Annotated in this window: 14 protein-coding genes; 6 read left to right on the forward strand and 8 right to left on the reverse strand. The window is 72.2% G+C overall.

Translation table 11 applies throughout. From position 1 onward, the window contains the following. Positions 1-46: 46 nt before the first annotated feature. Positions 47-1615, reverse strand: a complete 1569-nt coding sequence (locus EHO50_RS14200; RefSeq protein ID WP_246101176.1) for a LamG domain-containing protein — start codon at positions 1613-1615, stop codon at positions 47-49. 761 nt (positions 1616-2376) lie between these two features. Between EHO50_RS14200 and EHO50_RS14205 the strand changes: the two genes are divergently transcribed. Genes EHO50_RS14205 through EHO50_RS14215 form a run of 3 tightly spaced genes read left to right on the forward strand, consistent with a single transcriptional unit; the run spans position 2377 to position 5429 of the window. Continuing rightward, positions 2377-3351 (forward strand): ATP-binding cassette domain-containing protein, encoded by a 975-nt coding sequence (locus EHO50_RS14205; RefSeq protein ID WP_128430427.1) that lies wholly within the window; start codon positions 2377-2379, stop codon positions 3349-3351. Further along, positions 3348-4148 (forward strand): ABC transporter permease, encoded by an 801-nt coding sequence (locus EHO50_RS14210; protein ID WP_128430428.1) that lies wholly within the window; start codon positions 3348-3350, stop codon positions 4146-4148. The genes EHO50_RS14205 and EHO50_RS14210 overlap by 4 nt, the downstream gene beginning before the upstream one ends. A 60-nt stretch (positions 4149-4208) precedes the next feature. After that, complete coding sequence (locus tag EHO50_RS14215; protein ID WP_128430429.1) at positions 4209-5429, forward strand: cytochrome P450; 1221 nt, start codon at positions 4209-4211, stop codon at positions 5427-5429. Here the strand turns inward: EHO50_RS14215 and EHO50_RS14220 are convergent. Beyond that, positions 5419-8562, reverse strand: coding sequence for an ATP-binding protein (locus EHO50_RS14220; protein ID WP_128430430.1), 3144 nt, complete (start codon positions 8560-8562; stop codon positions 5419-5421). The genes EHO50_RS14215 and EHO50_RS14220 overlap by 11 nt on opposite strands. Before the next feature lie 100 nt (positions 8563-8662). Between EHO50_RS14220 and EHO50_RS14225 the strand changes: the two genes are divergently transcribed. Beyond that, positions 8663-9022, forward strand: coding sequence for a DUF779 domain-containing protein (locus EHO50_RS14225; protein ID WP_128430431.1), 360 nt, complete (start codon positions 8663-8665; stop codon positions 9020-9022). A 76-nt stretch (positions 9023-9098) separates the two neighbouring features. After that, entirely contained in the window at positions 9099-10337 is a 1239-nt protein-coding gene (locus EHO50_RS14230) for a phosphodiester glycosidase family protein (RefSeq protein ID WP_128430432.1), read from the forward strand. Between the two features lie 17 nt (positions 10338-10354). Here the strand turns inward: EHO50_RS14230 and EHO50_RS14235 are convergent, their stop codons facing one another. The 6 genes from EHO50_RS14235 to EHO50_RS14260 all read right to left on the reverse strand — a co-directional run bounded on the left by EHO50_RS14235 (position 10355) and on the right by EHO50_RS14260 (position 15666). Then, positions 10355-10549 carry a hypothetical protein gene (locus EHO50_RS14235; RefSeq protein ID WP_128430433.1) on the reverse strand — a complete coding sequence of 65 codons (195 nt, stop codon included), beginning with the start codon at positions 10547-10549 and terminating at the stop codon, positions 10355-10357. A gap of 137 nt (positions 10550-10686) precedes the next feature. Further along, a complete protein-coding gene (locus tag EHO50_RS14240; protein WP_128430434.1) occupies positions 10687-11550 on the reverse strand; it encodes a phosphatidylinositol-specific phospholipase C/glycerophosphodiester phosphodiesterase family protein in 864 nt (287 codons plus the stop codon). 193 nt (positions 11551-11743) lie between these two features. After that, a complete protein-coding gene (locus EHO50_RS14245; protein WP_128430435.1) occupies positions 11744-12829 on the reverse strand; it encodes an acyl-CoA dehydrogenase family protein in 1086 nt (361 codons plus the stop codon). Further along, positions 12826-14010 (reverse strand): acyl-CoA dehydrogenase family protein, encoded by a 1185-nt coding sequence (locus EHO50_RS14250; protein WP_128430436.1) that lies wholly within the window; start codon positions 14008-14010, stop codon positions 12826-12828. The genes EHO50_RS14245 and EHO50_RS14250 overlap by 4 nt, the downstream gene beginning before the upstream one ends. After that, positions 14007-14990, reverse strand: a complete 984-nt coding sequence (locus tag EHO50_RS14255) for an NADPH:quinone oxidoreductase family protein (RefSeq protein WP_128430437.1) — start codon at positions 14988-14990, stop codon at positions 14007-14009. The genes EHO50_RS14250 and EHO50_RS14255 overlap by 4 nt, the downstream gene beginning before the upstream one ends. Before the next feature lie 103 nt (positions 14991-15093). Next, positions 15094-15666 (reverse strand): helix-turn-helix domain-containing protein, encoded by a 573-nt coding sequence (locus EHO50_RS14260; protein WP_128430438.1) that lies wholly within the window; start codon positions 15664-15666, stop codon positions 15094-15096. Between the two features lie 77 nt (positions 15667-15743). Here EHO50_RS14260 and EHO50_RS14265 point away from each other — a divergent pair, with 77 nt between their 5' ends. Beyond that, positions 15744-16748 (forward strand): NAD(P)/FAD-dependent oxidoreductase, encoded by a 1005-nt coding sequence (locus tag EHO50_RS14265; RefSeq protein WP_128430439.1) that lies wholly within the window; start codon positions 15744-15746, stop codon positions 16746-16748. The last annotated feature ends 14 nt before the right edge of the window (positions 16749-16762 follow it).

Below are 16762 nucleotides of genomic sequence, written 5' to 3' on the forward strand. Positions count from 1 at the left end.
AGCCGGCGCCGCGACCTCGGCCTGGCTCAGGGCACGCCCGTACAACTCAGCAGAGGCAGGGGTCGGTGCCCCACCCCAGACCGCCGATGTCGCCGTCCCGCAGGGCCCCGGCATAGGCCTGCACCTCGTCGACGTCACCGTGCAGGTACTCGCCCCAGCCGTCACCGGCCTTGGCCCGGCCGATCTGCAGGGCGCCGGAGCTGTGCCAACCGTTCGGGAGAGTGGCGGTGGCATCGGCGTTGGTGTAGCCGTCGAGGTAGAGCTTGATCCGGTCGGTCGCGTCGTCGTAGACCACGGCAAGCCGGTGTCCCTGGCCCTCGCCACCGTCCGCGGCCTCGATCTGCGCGACGACGACTTCGGGCGCCCCGGCCTCGTCCCTCTGCGGCATCACCAGCTGCCAGGCGTGGACCGACGGGTCGTAGCGCACCTTGAAGGCGTCCGTGTGCTCACCGGCCTGGGACAGGACGGTCATCGCAGCGGCCGGTTCGGCGTCGGCGAGGCGGACGACCACGCCGACGGTGAAGCTGTCCGAGGTGTCCACGACGGCGCTCTCGGTTGCCGCGTACCCGGTCTCGCCGTCCAGCTGGAGGTGGCCGTCACCGACGAGGGGGTAGGGCACGAACGGGCAGTCCGGATCGAGCTCGGGGAGGCAGGAGCCGTCCGGGCCACGGTGGATCGAGGCGCCCGGGCCGAGCGTCAGAGGCGCCTTGCCGCTCTGCTCGGGGCTCACGCCGTCCGTGGCGGTCTCCAACGACCAGTGGCCGAGCAACATCGGCCTGCGGTACGCGTTTTCGGTGATCTCGGCCGGAGCGACCACCCGGTCGTACACGCGGACGTCGCCGATCTCACCGTGCCAGCGGTCCCGGTAGCCGTCGCCGTTGCGGGAGCGGCCGATCTGGAAAGCGCCGGCGGTCTCGGCCGGCGTTGCCTCGGTCTTCGTGCCGACCTCGTGGCCGTTGACGTAGAGCTGCGCCCGACCGGTCTCCTTGTCGTACAGGCCCAGCAGGTGGGCCCACTCGCCGGTCTCCGGAGTACCGCCCGTGATGCGGGCGCCGCCGACGGTGAACGACCACACCGGGCCCTCGTCCCGGGTGCGCATCCCCAGTTCGAAGGCGGCGGAGTCACCCGCGTCCTGGCCTGCCACGGCCATGTTCCGGTCCGTCTGCGCGGGCCGCGCCCAGGCGCTGACGGCGAAGGTCCTGCCGGTGTCGACGGCCGGGGCGGCCGGCGTGAGGAAGGCGTGGCTGCTGCCGTCGAGGCTCGCCACGGAGGGCAGCGCGGTCCCGCGCGGTGCGCTCGCGCCGAAGGTCACCCCGGAGCCGGCACCGGCTGCGGGTCCGGTCTCGGCCGCGGCGGCGGTGGAGCCGGCGGCGTCGGCGAGGGTCCAATGGGCGACGGGGGCGCGGCCCGACTTGACCAGGAACGCGTATGTCGTGGTCGTACTGCTGCGGCCCGAGCGGTCGATCGCGCGGACACTGAGTCGGTCCGGGCGGGTCTGCAGCGGCAGGTGGCGGATCGTGACGGGGCCGCCGAGTTCGGCGGGGCGGGCGGTCAGCTGCGGGCCGCCGAGGAAGCTGTAGACGTACTGCGCGACGTCGTCCGACGGGGAGTCCATGGTGAAGCTGCCGTAGACCCCGACGCCGTCCTGCCACTGGTCCTCGGGGTAGTCCGGGGAGGTGACGACCGCCTTCTCGGGGCTGGCGTCGTCGTACACGAACTCGCAGTTGGAGCCGTCGCCCTCGGAGCTCCACGCGGAGGCCGCGGTGCCGTCCTTCGCGCGCACGTGCCAGGAAACGACCGTGTTCGCCGGGATGTCCTGCGGCATGCGCCAGAGCTGTCGGGTGCCGGACAGGGTCTCGGACGTGGTGTAGGTGCGGCGCTGCTCGGCCCCGTCGGCATCCGTCCACCAGGCCTCGAACTCGCCGCTGACCAGGTTGGCCTCGGCCGGCTGGTTGTCCTCCTCCGGGTCGTACAGCACGGCCCGCAGTGTCGGCGGCTCGCCGACGTACGCCTTCTGCTCCCCCGTGGCGCACGCCTTGGTACCGGTCTGCAGATCCTGGACCAGCGGCTGACGCGGCGGCAGGTTGTCGGCGGCGTGGGCGACGCCGGGCGCGCTCAGGATCGCGGCGGTGACAAGGCAACCCACCGCAAGGCGGCCGGGTCTGTGCCGGCTCGCGCTGTTTCTGGCACTGTTCAAAGTTTCTCCTCCCCTGGTGGGCCCGTGGATCACACGGGCCGCAGGAGGCTAACAGCGCCCACTGACATGACCAGAACGATTTTCCCTTCAAGTACTCAGGTCGACTCGTTCCAGTCCCTCCGGCACCCTGAAACCGCACTGAAACCGCGCCGAAGGCGGCCCCCCGCATGCTCCGGGGCATGAACTCACCACGGCAGCACCCCGGTCAGGCACCCCCGGCCATCGAGGCCCTGGGGCTGCGCAAGGCGTACGGCGCGAAGGTCGTCCTCGACGGCATCGACCTGCGGGTGCCGCGCGGCACGATCTTCTCGCTGCTCGGCCCGAACGGCGCCGGCAAGACCACCACCGTCCAGATCCTCTCCACCCTGATCCGTGCCGACGCCGGCACCGCCCGTATCGCCGGGCACGACGTGGTGGCCGAACCTCAGTCCGTGCGCGCCGCGATCGGGGTCACCGGCCAGTTCTCCGCCGTCGACAACCTGATCACCGGCGAGGAGAACATGGCGCTGATGGCGGACCTGCACCACCTGGACCGGCGTGAGGGCAGGCGCGTCACCGCCGAGCTGCTCGAACGCTTCGACCTCGTGGACGCCGCGAAGAAGCCCGCCGCCACCTACTCCGGCGGCATGCGCCGGCGCCTCGACCTCGCGATGACGCTGGTCGGCTCCCCCGAGGTGATCTTCCTCGACGAGCCGACCACCGGTCTCGATCCGAGAGCACGGCACGCCGTGTGGCAGATCATCCGCGAACTCGTCGACGGCGGGGTCACGGTCTTCCTCACCACCCAGTACCTGGAGGAGGCCGACCAACTCGCCGACCGCATCGCGGTCCTGACCGACGGCCGGATCGTCGCCGAGGGCACCGCGGACGAGCTGAAGCGGCTCGTCCCCGGCGGCCATGTCCGGCTCCGCTTCCTCGACCCGGCCGAACTCGCCCGCGCCGCCGAGGTGTTGGGCGTGGGCCTGCGGGACGACGAGGCGCTGACCCTCCAGGTCCCGGGCGACGGCAGCGTCCACACCCTGCGCGCCCTGCTCGACGCCCTCGACGGCGCCCGCGTCGCCGTGGACTCCCTGACCATGCACACCCCCGATCTCGACGACGTCTTCTTCGCGGTCACCGGCCGCCCCGAGCACGAGAAGGTGCGGACCCGATGACCACCGCCGCCCAGCCCACCACCCCGCACCTGGGCGACTCGCTCACCATGCTGCGGCGCAACCTCCTGCACGCCCGCCGCTACCCCTCGATGACGCTCCAGGTCGCGCTCATCCCCGTCTTCCTGCTGCTTTTGTTCGTGTACGTCTTCGGCTCCGCGCTCGGCACCGGAATCGGCCAGGGCGGCGACCGCACCGCCTACCTCGCCTATCTCGTCCCCGGCATCCTGCTCATGACCGCGGGCGTCGGAGCGGTGCCGACCGCGGTCGCCGTGTGTACGGACATGACCGAGGGCATCGTCGCCCGCTTCCGCACGATGGCGATCTCCCGGGCGTCGATCCTGGTCGGCCATGTCGTCGGCAGCGTCATCCAGACGGCGATCACCCTGGTCCTGCTGATGGCCGTCGCCCTCGCCATCGGTTTCCGCCCCGACGCGAGCCCCGTGGAGTGGCTGGCGGCCTGCGGACTGCTCGTCCTCTTCGTCCTCGCGCTGACCTGGTTCTCGGTCGCCCTGGGACTGATCAGCAAGACGCCCGAGGGCGCCAGCAACGCCCCGCTGCCGATCTCGTTCCTGCTGCCCTTCGTCAGCAGCACCTTCGTACCGGTCGACTCGATGCCGTCCTGGATCCGCTGGTTCGCCGAGTACCAGCCGTTCACCACGGTCATCGAGACCGTGCGCGGGCTGCTGACCGGCACGGGGATCGGGCACAACGGCTGGATGGCGGTGGCATGGAGCGCGGGGATCGCGGCCCTCGGGTTCGTGTGGTCGCTGCGCCTCTTCGACCGCGACGCCCACTGAACACCACCACTGGACCACTGCATCGATGCATCACTGGACCACTGCAGAAGGGCAGTTGCCATGACCGCCGTCCGCCTCACCCCCGAACTCGTCGAGAACCCCGTCGGCGCCTACGCCGACCTGCGCTCCCGCCCCGGCCTCGGCCACGTCCTCCTGCCGGGCCTCGACACCCCCGTACGGCTGGTCACCCGCCACGAGGACGTGCGGGCCGCGCTGAGCGAGCCGCGTCTGGTCCGGGACCGTTCGACGATCGCCGACTCCGCGATGCCGGATCCGCAGGCCGAGTTGCTGGCGCAGGGCCTCGACGGCATCCCGCCCGAGTACGCCCAGTACCTCTCCGGCCACCTGGCCCTCTTCGACGGAGACGAGCACACCCGCCGCCGCAACCCCCTCACCCGCGCCTTCACCGCCCGCCGGGTGGCCGCACTGCGCCCCTTCGTCGAGAAGACGGCACAGGAGCTGATCGAGGCCCTCGCCGAGCGCGAACAGGCCGATCTGCTGGGCGAGTTCGCCTACCCGCTGTGCACGGCCGTGATCTGCGCGCTGGTCGGCGTGGACGCGGCCGACCAGGACAGGGTGTGCGGGTGGATCCGGGACTTCGCGTACGGCGACGGCAGCCGCGTCCTCGAAGGGCTCGGCGGTGTCGTGGAGTACGCGAAGGACCTGGTCGCCCGGCGTCGTGACGCACCCTCCGACGACTTGGTGTCGGCACTGCTGGCGGACGGCGGCATGACCGACGACGAGATCGTCACCGTCTTCTTCCTGCTGATCAACACCGGTATCACCCCGCCCGCCCTGTTCCTGGCCCACGCCGCCCTCGCCCTGCTGGACCACCCGGACCAGCTGGCACGGCTGCGCGCCGAGCCGGAGCTGCTCGGCCGCGCGGTCCCCGAACTGCTGCGGTACGTCACGCTGGTGCGCATGGGCGCGACGCTGTACGCCACCGAGGACTTCGTGTTCGCCGGCACACCGCTGGTGAAGGGCGAGGCGGTGACGGTGGCCCTGTTCTCCGCGGACCACGACCCGGCCGTGTACGACGCCCCCGAACGCCTCGATGTGACACGGGATTTCGGCCGGGGCGACGGTCACCTCGCCTTCGGACACGGCCCGCACTACTGCATCGGCGCCGCGCTCGGCCGACTGGTGACGGGCGTCGTCTTCGAGGAGCTTCTCCTCAACCGGCCCACGGCACCGAAGTTGGCCGTGGACCGCGCCGCCCTCCGCTTCGGGCACTGGCCCGGCGACGGCTTCCACCTGCTGGGCCTGCCGGTCAGGCTGTGAACCGGCCCCGCACCAGGCCGAGCGCGGCCTCGCGCAGCCCGTCGTCGTCCAGGGCGGCGTACGTGGACACCGCGTCCTCGTACGCCGCCTTGTCGGCGTTCTCGGCGTCCTCGCGGGCGCGGGCCGAGGACATCGTGGGCTGGAAGCTGCGCAGATACCGGAACTGCTCGGCGAGCGCGATCAGCCGAACGCCGCCCGCGTCCCCCTTCGCCAGATCGGCCGTGCCCAGCCCGAGCAGCAGCGCGCCGCACAGCGGGAAGTAGGCCGGCTGGACGGCCGGTGAGCTGGTCAACAGGGTCGTGAGGCGGTCAGGGAAGGCAGCCAGGAGATCTTCGACGAGGTCCGCCCGGCCGTGCCGGGCGTGTGCGGTCACGGCGACCGACTGGAGTTCCGGCCCCCAGGCCTCCATCAGCATCTCACCGCCGGGTATCGAATGCGCGATGTGCGCCAGCCGGTCCAGGGTCCGGCGCCACAGGCCCAGTCCCGTCTCGATGTCGCCGCGCGCGAGCGCCATCTCGGCGCGGGCGCCCAGGTCGGGGGTGAACGGATCGGGCGCGGCGATCTCGCGCTGGTACCGCAGCGCCTGCTCCAGCCAGTGTTCCGCCTCGTCGAGCTCCCCGGCCTGCAGGCTGGCCAGCATGATCCCCCAGCGCAGGCCGATCGAGTCGGTCCACTCGCCGTACTCGTCGAGGGATTCGAGCGCGGCCTTCATGGGCCCGATCGACTCCGCGCCGCGCTCCATCTGCAGGCACAGTTCGGCGAACCGGGCCCTCGGCCAGATGCGAAGCACCGGGATGTCCTGGTCGCCGACCGCGTCGAGCATCCGGCGGGCGGCCGTGACGGCCCGGTCGGGTTGGCGGTCGTGCTCCCACACATAGCTGGCGGCGCCGTTGGCGATGCCCGCGAGCAGCGGCTCGTCGCTGTCGCACAGCGCATCGAGGGTGCCGCGGCCGCCGGGTGCGAGTACCTCCGGAAGGGCGCTCAGCACCGTTGCCACGGCCCGGACCAGGGTGTTCGGCGGGGCGGGCGGCAGGCGGCGCAGCGTGACGAGGGTGCGCGGAGCGCCGGGGCCGAGGCCGAGGAAGGAGTTGGCGGTCAGCAGGGCGGCGGCGGTGCGGGCCGGCTCGACGTACTCGGGGGCCGGCCGGTAGTGGGAGAGCAGCGGCGCGGTGTCCTCCATGAGGGCCATCAGCCGGGCGTAGTGGGTACTGGCCTCCGTGGACCACAGGCTTCCCAGCACGGCCGTGACCGCGGCGACGGTGTCCCCGTCCGCGAGTCCGAGTGCCAGCCGCAGGGCGTGCACGAGGTTGTCCTGCTCGGCGCGGATCAGATGCCAGGACGCGAACGGGTCGGCACCGAAGGGCGCGTCGTGGTGAGCGACCCCGAAGTCCCGTGCCCAGCCCAGGAATCGCTCGGTGACCGCCTCCTCCTCACCGGCCCGCTCCCGATGCGCGGCCGCGAACTCCCGCACGGTCTCCAGCATCCGGAAGCGGGTGCCGTGCGGGGTGTCGGTCACCTTGAGCAGGGACTGGTCGACGAGATCCTCGAGGACCTCCAAGGCGTCGAAGTCGTCGACGAGCTGTTCCGCCGCTTCGGCGGTGAAGCCGGCCGGGAAGACCGACAGGGCACGCAAGGCGGCCTGCCCGGGCTCCTCGAGGAGGTTCCAGCTCCAGTCGACGACGGCGTGCAGGGTGCGATGGCGTTGGGGTGCGTCGCGGGGACCGCCGCGCAGCAGGGCGAAGCGGTCCTCCAGGCGGCGGGCGATCTCCGGGACCGACAGCACGCGGACGCGGGCGGCGGCGAGTTCGGTGGCGAGCGGCAGGCCGTCGAGGCGGCGGCAGAGGGCGGCCACGGGGCCGGCGGGCAGGTCGACGTCGGGGCGGGCGGCGCGGGCGCGCTGCTCGAACAGCTCGACGGTGGTGGCGAGGTCGAGCTCAGCGAGGGGGTAGACGGTCTCGGAGGACAGTCCTAGCGGGGCGCGGCTGGTGGTGAGGACGCGCAGGTCCCTCGTCCTCGACACGAGTCCCTGCACGAGGTCGGCGACGCCCTGGACGACCTGCTCGCAGTTGTCCAGGACGAGCAGCGCGGGCCCGGAGCCCAGCGCTCCCACGATGCCGGCGATCGGGTCGCCCCCCGCAGCGGGCCGCAGCCCCTCGCCGACGCCCAGCGCGGAGGCGACCTCGGGGGCGACATCGGCGTCCTGGCGGACACCGGCGAGCGGCACGAGGTGCACGACGCGCTGCTCGGCGTCCCGGGCGACGGCACTCGCGAGCCGTGTCTTGCCGAGGCCGCCGGGGCCGACGACCGAGGTGACGCGGGCGCTGTGCAGCAGCCGCCGCACGGCGTCGACATCGGCGTCCCGGCCGAGCAGCGGGTTGGGTTCGTGGGGTACGCCGCGCCGGACGGCCGGCGCCTCGCCGCGCAGCAGCTCCTGGTGCAGCTCCTGCAGGGCGGGCCCCGGATCCGTGCCGAGCTCGTCGCGCAGGCGGCGCCGATAGGTGTCGTACGCCGTCAGCGCGGCGGCCGCTCCTGCCGTTGCCGTCTGACAGCGCATCAGCTCCAGCAGCAGCTCCTCGTCGAGGGGATGTGCCTCCACCAGCTCGCCGAGCGACCCGGCAGCCTCCTCCCGGCGCCCCGAACGCGCCAACGACAGCGCCCGCAATCGCGCCAACGCCCGGTGCGTGGCGGCGAGTTCGAGGCGCAGGGCCGCCACGGGGTCGCCGAGGGGTCCGCCTTGCGCCGGGCCGCCGTCCCACAGCGCGAGCCCTTCCTCGGTCTCGGCGACCGCGCCGTGATGGTCGCCGGCCCGCGCCTTCTCCGTGCCCGCGGCGGCGTGCAGCTGGACGGCCCAGGCGTCGACCTGGTCCTCGCGCAGGGCGATGCGGTAGCCGGTGGGTGTGCTCGCGATGACCTCGCCGCCCAGCAGCGAGCGGGCCCGCGAGACCAGGATCTGCAGCGCCTTGGTCGGGTTCTCCGGCTGCTCGTCCGGCCACAGCCCGTCCACGAGCCGCCCCGTGCCGCATCCCGCCCGCCGCTCCTGGGCCAGCAGGGCGAGCAGGGCGCGCAGGCGGGGTGCGGTGATCTCCTTGCCCCGGTGGGCGACGGACGTCAGCAGCGTCAACTCGATGGCCACCCGAGCAGATTAGTCAGAACGGGTGGTCGGAGCGGGTGGTCGGAGCTTGCCGGAACGGGCGCAACCCTCTCGCAACGTTGCCTGTGCTGCCCTTGCCGCCATGTATGAGGAGACCCCGCGCGTCGAGCTCACTCCCGCGGCCGCCGACCTGCTGCGCCGTCTGCGCGCGACGCACGGCCCGCTGATGTTCCACCAGTCCGGCGGCTGCTGCGACGGCAGCGCGCCGATGTGCTACCCGGCGGGCGAGTTCCGCACGGGCGGCTCGGACGTGCTGCTCGCGGAGCTGGACGTCGAGGGGGTGGCGGAGCCGGTGACGTTCTGGATGGCTCGCAGTCAGTACGAGGCGTGGAGCCACACCCGGCTGATCGTCGACGTCGTCGAGGGGCGGGGCAGCGGCTTCTCGCTGGAGGCACCCGAGGGGGTGCGTTTCCTCACCCGTTCGCGGGTCGTCGGCGCCTAGCAACCCTGCAGGTCATCGCCGTCTGGTGCACTTCCCCTGAGCCCTGGGACATTTGACGCGACATCAGGGGGGAACCATGACACGTCGTCAGAAACGGTTCGGAGCAGGCAGAGCGGCGCTCACGCTGCTCACGGCACTCAGCGCGCTGGCCGGTGCGGCCCTGGTGGGGGCGGCCCCGGCCGGCGCCGCCCAGCCGGGCACCGAGATCGCGCCGGGTGTCGCGTACGACGAGTTCGACATCGCGGCGGGGAGGGGCACGACTCACGCCCACGTACTCACCGTCGACCTGCGCAATCCGCACGTACGTCTCGATCTGCTGCATCCGGGAGCGGTGGCGGCGCGGGCGACCGTCTCGCAGCAGGCCACCGCGCAGGGGGCCGTCGCCGGCGTGAACGGTGACTTCTTCAACATCAGCGAGGCCCAGCACCCGGGTGTCCAGGCGACCGGCGCGAGCGTGGGTCCGGCGATCGCGCGCGGCCGGGCACTGAAGGCGGCGGTGCCGAACGGCCAGCGTTTCGGGCCGGCACTGCCGCCCGGCACGAGCACCGAGAACGTGCTCGGTGTGGGCGTCGACCGCAGGGCCCGGCTGGACGGCCTGAGCCTCGTCGGCTCGATCCGCACCGGCGAGGGCCGGCTACCGCTGCGCGGGCTCAACCAGTACGCGCTGCCGGTGGGCTCCATCGGGGCGTTCACCGCCGCGTGGGGCAGCGCCTCCCGGGTGCGTGCCACCTGCGGCACGGACACGGACCGTGCGGCTCCGTGCAGCACCGACACCTACGAGGTGACGGTCCGCCGCGGCAAGGTCGTGTCGACCGCCGATACTCCGGGGAGCGGGCCGATCTCCTCGGGCACCACCGTCCTCGTCGGCCGGGAGGCGGGCGCGCAGCAGTTGCGGAAGCTCTTCGCCGGCGAGCGGGTGAAGGTACGGCACCGGCTGGTGGCGTCGGCGTCACGGATCCCGTACCGCTTCGCCCTCGGCGGCTACCCCGTGCTCGACGACGGACAGCCGCTGCCCGGCTTGGACAACAGGGCCTCGGCCGTGCGCACCGCCGTGGGCATCTCGGACGGTGGCCGACGCCTGCTGCTGCTCGCGCTGGACGGCGCACCCGAGTTCCGCACCGGCCTGACCGTCGCCGAAGTGGCGTCCGTGATGCGGGAGTTGGGCTCGTCCGACGCCTTCAGCCTGGACGGCGGCGGTTCGTCGACGCTGGTCGCCCGCGAGCCGGGAGCGGCGAGGGTCTCGGTACGCAATCACCCGTCCGACGGCGTGGAACGCCCCGTCCCGAACGGCATCGGAGTGTTCTCGACGCCCTGATCCTCAGGGCCTGGGCCTCACGGTCTGAGGCTGCTGACGATGTCCGCCGTGGCCGTCAGACCGCTGTTGATGGTGGGCGCCATGCTCGTGCTGGCCAGGTAGAAACCGAGCAGCAGGCACACCAGCGCGTGGGTGATCTTCAGCCCGCCGCTGCGCACGAAGATCACCGCCAGAATGAACAGCAGCAACACCACAGAGATGGAAATGGCCATCGTCAACCTCCTCCGCCACGCCGCCTTGCCCGGTTCACGGCCTTCGGCCGCAAGTGTGGCGTAGCGGAGGGTTCGTCCGGGCGGCTGAGCTGTACTCCGAACGTGTGGTGTCCGACGCGGTGTGCCGGGAGGTGTGCCTAGGCCGTCCGGTGGGCGTCGAGGAATGCTTCCAGACCGGCGAGGTCGTCGGTGTTGAGGAAGTCGACGTCGGCGGCGACCAGTTCGCTCCACAGGGCGTCCCGGGCGGGACCGGCCACGTCCGGGGTGGCCCAGAAGCGCACCTTCTGCCCTCGGGAGTGCGCCGCCCGGACGATGCCGCGCAGCTTCTGCCGCTCGGCTTCGGGGAAGGCGCCCACGCCGAGCCAGGTGAAGTTGAGCGTCCAGTTGTCGCTGATCAGCGGGATGAAAGAGGCGGGCGCGGAGCTGCCGAGGTCGGCGAGGCGGCCGTCGTAGAAGGCCCGGCGGACGGTCTGGGCCTCCATCGGCACCCGGGCGGCACGGTCACCGGAGACCACGGCGGTGACCGGGCCCGGGAACACCCGGCCGTGGGCATACGTCGTGAACAGGTGCCTGTAGCGCTTCAGGTGCTTGTCGAGTTCGAGGTACGTCGAGGAGCCCTCGGTCTTGATGTCGATGAGCAGCTGGATCGGCCTGCGGTAACCCCGGTAGACCGAGCCGTGGTTGGCCCGCACGCGGGCCGCCAGCGGGTCGAGGTAGAGGGACTCGAGCGTGCGGCTGGGGTCGAGGTCCTCGGGGTCGTGGGCGACCAGGAGCTGGTCGCCGACCAGGTAGATGTCGGCCTCGACGCTGCCGAAGCGGTGGTCGAGGGCGTCGAGGAGGGGGCGCGGGTGCTCGTAGTCGTTGTGGGCGTGCGCCCGCCACAAGGGGCGCGGACCGTGCTTCGGTTCGCCCGCCAGCGCACGGGGGGCGGGCAGGGCGACGGTGCCCGCGAGGGCGGCGCCGAGGGTGGTGAGGGCTCTGCGACGGGTGGTGAGGGCCATGCTCTGCCTCCCTGACAGGGGCGATAGGGGCGTAGGGGACCGCTGCGAGTATGCGATTCCGAAGCCACAAACAGCAGAGCTGGGCAGGGAGTTGGCCGGACTGCCGTCCGGCGTTCACTTCGTCCGTGCAGGGCACACGAAAAGGCCCGCCCCAGGTGGGGCGGGCTTTCCGTGCGCTTCGCTCAGGTGTACGTCAGGGAGCCTGGAGGTCGACGAGTTCGGCCAGCGCCGCACGGTGGGCGCCCGCGGTGCCGTAGGCGATCGAGTCGGCCTTGGCCCGCTTCAGGTACAGATGGATCGGGTGCTCCCAGGTCATCCCGATACCGGCGTGCAGTTGCAGTGCCTCCTCGGCGGCGTGCACGGCGACGGGCGCGGCGTACGCCTGGGCGACCGTCACCGCCACATCGACGTCGTCGCCCGTCGCGAGCGCGTCGGCGGCGCCCCGCGCGGCGGCGCGCAGGTTGACGACCTCCAGCCACAGCTGGGCGAGCCGGTGCTTGAGGGCCTGGAAGCCGCCGACGGGACGGTTGAACTGCTTGCGGTCCTTCAGATAGCGGACCGTCTCGGTCAACGTCCACTCGGCGAGCCCGAGTTGCTCGGAGGCGAGCAGCCCGGCCCCGGCGCGCAACGCGCGTCGTACGGCGGGCTCGGCGTCGCCCAGCAGGCGGCCGGCCGCACCCTCAAGAACCACGGTCGCCACCGGCCGGGTCAGGTCCAGGGACACCTGCGGGGTGACGGTGACGGCATCGGCGTCCACCGCGTACAGCCCGCCGTCGTCCGCGGGCACCAGCAGCACATCGGCGACGGCCGCGTCCGCGATACCGGTCAACTCCCCGTAGAGGGCACCGTCTTCATGCCGTACGACCTTGTAGACGCCGCTGGGGGCGACGTTCAGGGCGACGGCGAGGGCCCCGATCCGCCGGCCGGACGCCAGTTCGGCGAGCAGGCCGCCCTCGTCCTCGCAGGCGAGCAGGGCCTCGGTCGCGACGACGGCGCTCGTCAGGTACGGCACGGGAGCGACGGCGCGCCCCAACTCCTCCAGGACGACGGCGACTTCGCGGTGCGTGGCACCCTGGCCGCCCTTCGCCTCCGGGACGAGGAGCCCCGCCAGGCCCATGCCGTCGGCGAGCGCCTTCCAGGCCGCCAGGTCGTGCGGGGCGTCCGACTCGGTGCGTGCGATGACACCGGGGGCGTCGCAGTGGTCGGCGAGCAGGTCCCGCACGGCGGCCCGCAGCGCCTCTTCCTCCTCCGAGTACAGCAGGTCGGGCTGGGTGCTCATCGGGCGAGGTCCTTCCAGGCGACGTCCTTGTCGGTGCGCGGCTCACTGGGCAGGCCCAGAACGCGCTCGGCGACGATGTTCAGCAGAACCTCGGTGGTCCCGCCCTCGATGCTGTTGCCCTTGGAGCGGAGGTAGCGGTAGCCGGCGTCGCGGCCGACGAAGTCCACCAGCTCGGGCCGACGCATGGTCCAGTCGTCGTACAACAGGCCCTCCTCGCCGCGGAGTTCGACCTCAAGGCCGCTGATCTCCTGGTTGAGGCGGGCGAAGGCGAGCTTCATGCCGGCACCCTCGGGGCCGGGCTGGCCCGCGACGAGCTGCTGGCGCAGCCGCTCCGCCGTGAGGCGGGAGACCTCGGTGTCCACCCACAACTTCAGCAGCCGCTGGTGCAGGTCGTGGGTGCGCAGCTCGGGGCGTTCGCGCCACGTCTTCGAGACCGGGCCGATCATGCCGCCCTCACGGGGCAGCCGCATGCCGCCGATGGCGACGCGCTCGTTGTTCAGCGTGGTCTGCGCGACCCGCCACCCGTCACCGACCTCACCGAGGCGGCACGAGTCCGGGATGCGGACGTCGGTCAGGAAGACCTCGTTGAACTCGGCCTCGCCGGTGATCTGACGCAGCGGCCGGACCTCGACGCCGGGGTCGGTCATGTCGCAGAGGAAGTACGTGATGCCGGCGTGCTTGGGCACATCCGGGTCGGTGCGGGCGATGAGGATGGCCCAGCGGGAGTTGTGGGCGCCGGACGTCCACACCTTCTGCCCGTTGACCACCCAGTCGTCGCCCTCACGGACGGCCCGGGTACCCAGCGCGGCGAGGTCGGACCCGGCGCCGGGCTCGCTGAACAGCTGGCACCAGACCTCCTCCCCCACCCACAGCGGCCGCAGAAAGCGCTGCTTCTGCTCCTCGGTGCCGTACTTGAGGATCGTCGGGGCGGCCATGCCGAGCCCGATGCCGTTGCGGCGCGAGTCGTTGTCGGGGGCTCCGGCAGCCTCCAGCTCAGCGTCCACGACAGCCTGGAGGGAGCGGGGTACACCCAGCCCGCCGAGGCCCTCCGGGTAGTGCACCCAGGCCAGTCCCGCGTCGAAGCGGGCCTTGAGGAACTCCAGGCGGTCGGTCGTGGCCGGCGGGTGAGCCGCCAGCAACTGAGCGGTACGGCGCCGGAGTTCGGCTGCGTCGATCGTCATGCGGCGGCTCCGTTCTCCAGCGACAGCGACGGCACGACGGCGATACGGCCGGTGGTGACACCGTCGGCGACCTTCTGGACGGCGGCCGCGGCCCCGCCCAGCGGTACGCGCTCGCTCACCAGCGGCTTGATCGCGCCGCGGGTGGCCAGCTCGGTGAGCTGCTCGTGGCAGTGCTGGATCAGCTTCGGGTTCTTGGTGTTGTACAGGCCCCAGTGCAGGCCGAGGATCGAGTAGTTCTTCACCAGGGCGTGGTTGAGGCCGGGGCTCGGGATGGTCCCACTGGCGAAGCCGACGACCACGATGCGTCCCTCGAAGGCGACGACCTTGGTCGACTGCGTGTAGGCCTCGCCGCCCACGGGGTCGTAGATCACATCCGCGCCCCGGCCTCCGGTGGCCTCCTTCACGGCGGCGACGACGTCCTCGCTCCGCCGGTCGACCACCACGTCACAGCCCAGCTCCCGGGCCACGGCGGCCTTGTCGGCCCCGCCCACGACACCGATGACCCTCGCGCCCGCCGCCTTCCCGAGCTGCACGGCCGCGCTGCCGACCCCTCCAGCGGCAGCGTGGACGAGCAACGTCTCCCCGGCTTCCAGCCCGGCCCTCCGGTGCAGGCCGAACCAGCCGGTCTGGTAGCCGATGTGCAGGGCGGCGGCCTCGGCGTCGTCGAGTGCGTCGGGCGCGGGCAGCAGTGCGGCGGCGTCCGCGACGGCGTACTCGGCGAAGCCGCCGTACGGCAGCGCGGGGTTGGCGATCACACGGCGCCCGTCCTCGGTCTCGCCGCAGATCTCCACGCCCGGCGTGAACGGCAGCGGCGGCCGGACCTGGTACTGGCCCCGGCACAGCAGCGCGTCCGGGAAGTTGATGTTCGCGGCACGCACCTTCAGCAGGACCTGGCCGTCACCGGGCGTGGGCGTCTCGATGTCCTCGAGGCGCATCACCTCGCTCGGCTCGCCGTTCTCGTGCACTTGCCATGCCTGCATGCGGGGCCTCCACGGGGGACTGCTTCGTCTGACCGGGGTCGCTTCGCATACTAAGCGGTCGCTTGCCGATCAGGGAACAGTCCGCCGGGAACAGTCGCGTCCGTCACGCTTTCCGGGGGCGCGCCCGTACGTGCATGCGCTCACCCTGCGGCCCGAACAGGCTCAGGAACTCCGCCGGCCCCTCCCCCGTCGACCCGAACCAGTGCGGCACCCGCGTGTCGAACTCGGCCGCCTCTCCCGCCGCCATCACCACGTCGTGCTCGCCCAGTACGACCCGAAGCCGCCCCGACAGCACGTACAGCCACTCGTAGCCCTCATGGGTGCGCGGCTCGGGCTCTTCCCTGCGCTCCGGTACCAGCACCTTGAAGGCCTGGAGGCCGCCGGGCTGCCGGGTGAGCGGCCAGTAGGTGCGTCCGTGTCGCACGAGAGGCTCGGCCTTTACCCTCGGGTCGCCCACCGGCGGCGTCCCGACCAGCTCGTCCAGCGGCACCTTGTGGGCCTGCGCGATCGGCAGCAGCAGCTCCAGGCTGGGCTTGCGCAGGCCCGACTCCAGCCGGGACAGGGTGCTCACGGAGATGCCGGTCGTCTCGGACAGCGCCGCGAGGGTCACCTCCCGGTCCTTGCGCAGCCTTCTGAGCCGTGGCCCCACTTCGGCGAGAACGTCGTCGGTGCTCATGCCTGTATTGCAGAATCAGCAAACACGTTTGTCAATCCCGCGGCACCCGGGCGACCGTCGTCGTGGAGGTGGTCACCATGACCGAGAAGCACACCGAGCAGTACGAGGTCGCAGTCGTCGGAGGCGGCGCGGCCGGCCTGTCCGCCGCCCTCGTCCTGGGCCGCGCCCGGCGCCGCACCCTGGTCGTCGACGCCGGCGAACCGCGCAACGCGCCCGCCGCCCATATGCAGGGCTATCTGTCCCGGGACGGCATGGCGCCGGCCGAGTTCCTCGCCATCGGGCGCGAGGAGATCGCGCGGTACGGCGTGGAGCTGGTCCGGGACCGGGCGGTGGACGTCACGCGCGGTGGGGACTTCGCGCTCGCGCTGGCCAGTGGACGGCACGTGCACGCTCGACGGCTCGTCATCGCCACCGGCCTCAAGGACGAGCTGCCGGAGGTCCCCGGCGTCGCCGAGCGCTTCGGCAAGGACGTGCTGCACTGCCCGTACTGTCACGGCTGGGAGGTCCGTGACCAGGCCTTCGGCGTGCTGGCGACGACCCCGCAGAGCGTGCACCAGGCGCTCATGGTGTCGCAGTGGTCGAAGGACGTGACCTTCTTCCTGCACGAGGTCGCCGAGTCCGATCTCTCGGACGACGACCTGCGCAGGCTCGCGGCGGCCGGGGTGAAGGTGGTGCCCGGTGCGGTGGCCGGACTGGTGATCGAGGACGACCGGCTCGCGGGGGTGCGCCTGGCCGACGGCACGGTGCACGCCCGCGAGGTGCTGTTCGTCGCGCCCCGCGCGATCCCGCAGACCCATCTGCTGGAGAAGCTCGGCGCCGAGCTGACGGAGACCCCCTTCGGCTCGTATCCGGTGGTCGACCCGACAGGGCTCACCTCGGTGCCGGGCGTCTGGGCGGTAGGCAACGCGATGGGTTTCTCCGAGCAGGTCGTGAACGCGGCGGCGGGCGGTTACCGAGCGGGGGCTTTCATCAACGGGGAGCTACTCTTCACGGACCTTGACGCGACGCCCAAAGGGGCGCGGGGAACTGCGCGACCAGCCGCGACGGACCCGCGGACGATCGACGACCCATCGCGGCAATAGCCGTTCGTCCGGGT

It is taken from the genome of Streptomyces cyaneus (genome assembly GCF_004028635.1).
Taxonomy (GTDB): Bacteria; Actinomycetota; Actinomycetes; order Streptomycetales; family Streptomycetaceae; genus Streptomyces; species Streptomyces cyaneus.

What these genes read in the sequence shown, in the direction of transcription:
- EHO50_RS14200 (WP_246101176.1), bottom strand. Translation starts at nt 1,615, where the DNA reads ATGGACTCCCCGTCGGACGACGTCGCGCAGTACGTCTACAGCTTCCTC.
- EHO50_RS14205 (WP_128430427.1), top strand. Translation starts at nt 2,377, where the DNA reads ATGAACTCACCACGGCAGCACCCCGGTCAGGCACCCCCGGCCATCGAG.
- EHO50_RS14210 (WP_128430428.1), top strand. Translation starts at nt 3,348, where the DNA reads ATGACCACCGCCGCCCAGCCCACCACCCCGCACCTGGGCGACTCGCTC.
- EHO50_RS14215 (WP_128430429.1), top strand. Translation starts at nt 4,209, where the DNA reads ATGACCGCCGTCCGCCTCACCCCCGAACTCGTCGAGAACCCCGTCGGC.
- EHO50_RS14225 (WP_128430431.1), top strand. Translation starts at nt 8,663, where the DNA reads ATGTATGAGGAGACCCCGCGCGTCGAGCTCACTCCCGCGGCCGCCGAC.
- EHO50_RS14230 (WP_128430432.1), top strand. Translation starts at nt 9,099, where the DNA reads ATGACACGTCGTCAGAAACGGTTCGGAGCAGGCAGAGCGGCGCTCACG.
- EHO50_RS14235 (WP_128430433.1), bottom strand. Translation starts at nt 10,549, where the DNA reads ATGGCCATTTCCATCTCTGTGGTGTTGCTGCTGTTCATTCTGGCGGTG.
- EHO50_RS14240 (WP_128430434.1), bottom strand. Translation starts at nt 11,550, where the DNA reads ATGGCCCTCACCACCCGTCGCAGAGCCCTCACCACCCTCGGCGCCGCC.
- EHO50_RS14245 (WP_128430435.1), bottom strand. Translation starts at nt 12,829, where the DNA reads ATGAGCACCCAGCCCGACCTGCTGTACTCGGAGGAGGAAGAGGCGCTG.
- EHO50_RS14250 (WP_128430436.1), bottom strand. Translation starts at nt 14,010, where the DNA reads ATGACGATCGACGCAGCCGAACTCCGGCGCCGTACCGCTCAGTTGCTG.
- EHO50_RS14255 (WP_128430437.1), bottom strand. Translation starts at nt 14,990, where the DNA reads ATGCAGGCATGGCAAGTGCACGAGAACGGCGAGCCGAGCGAGGTGATG.
- EHO50_RS14260 (WP_128430438.1), bottom strand. Translation starts at nt 15,666, where the DNA reads ATGAGCACCGACGACGTTCTCGCCGAAGTGGGGCCACGGCTCAGAAGG.
- EHO50_RS14265 (WP_128430439.1), top strand. Translation starts at nt 15,744, where the DNA reads ATGACCGAGAAGCACACCGAGCAGTACGAGGTCGCAGTCGTCGGAGGC.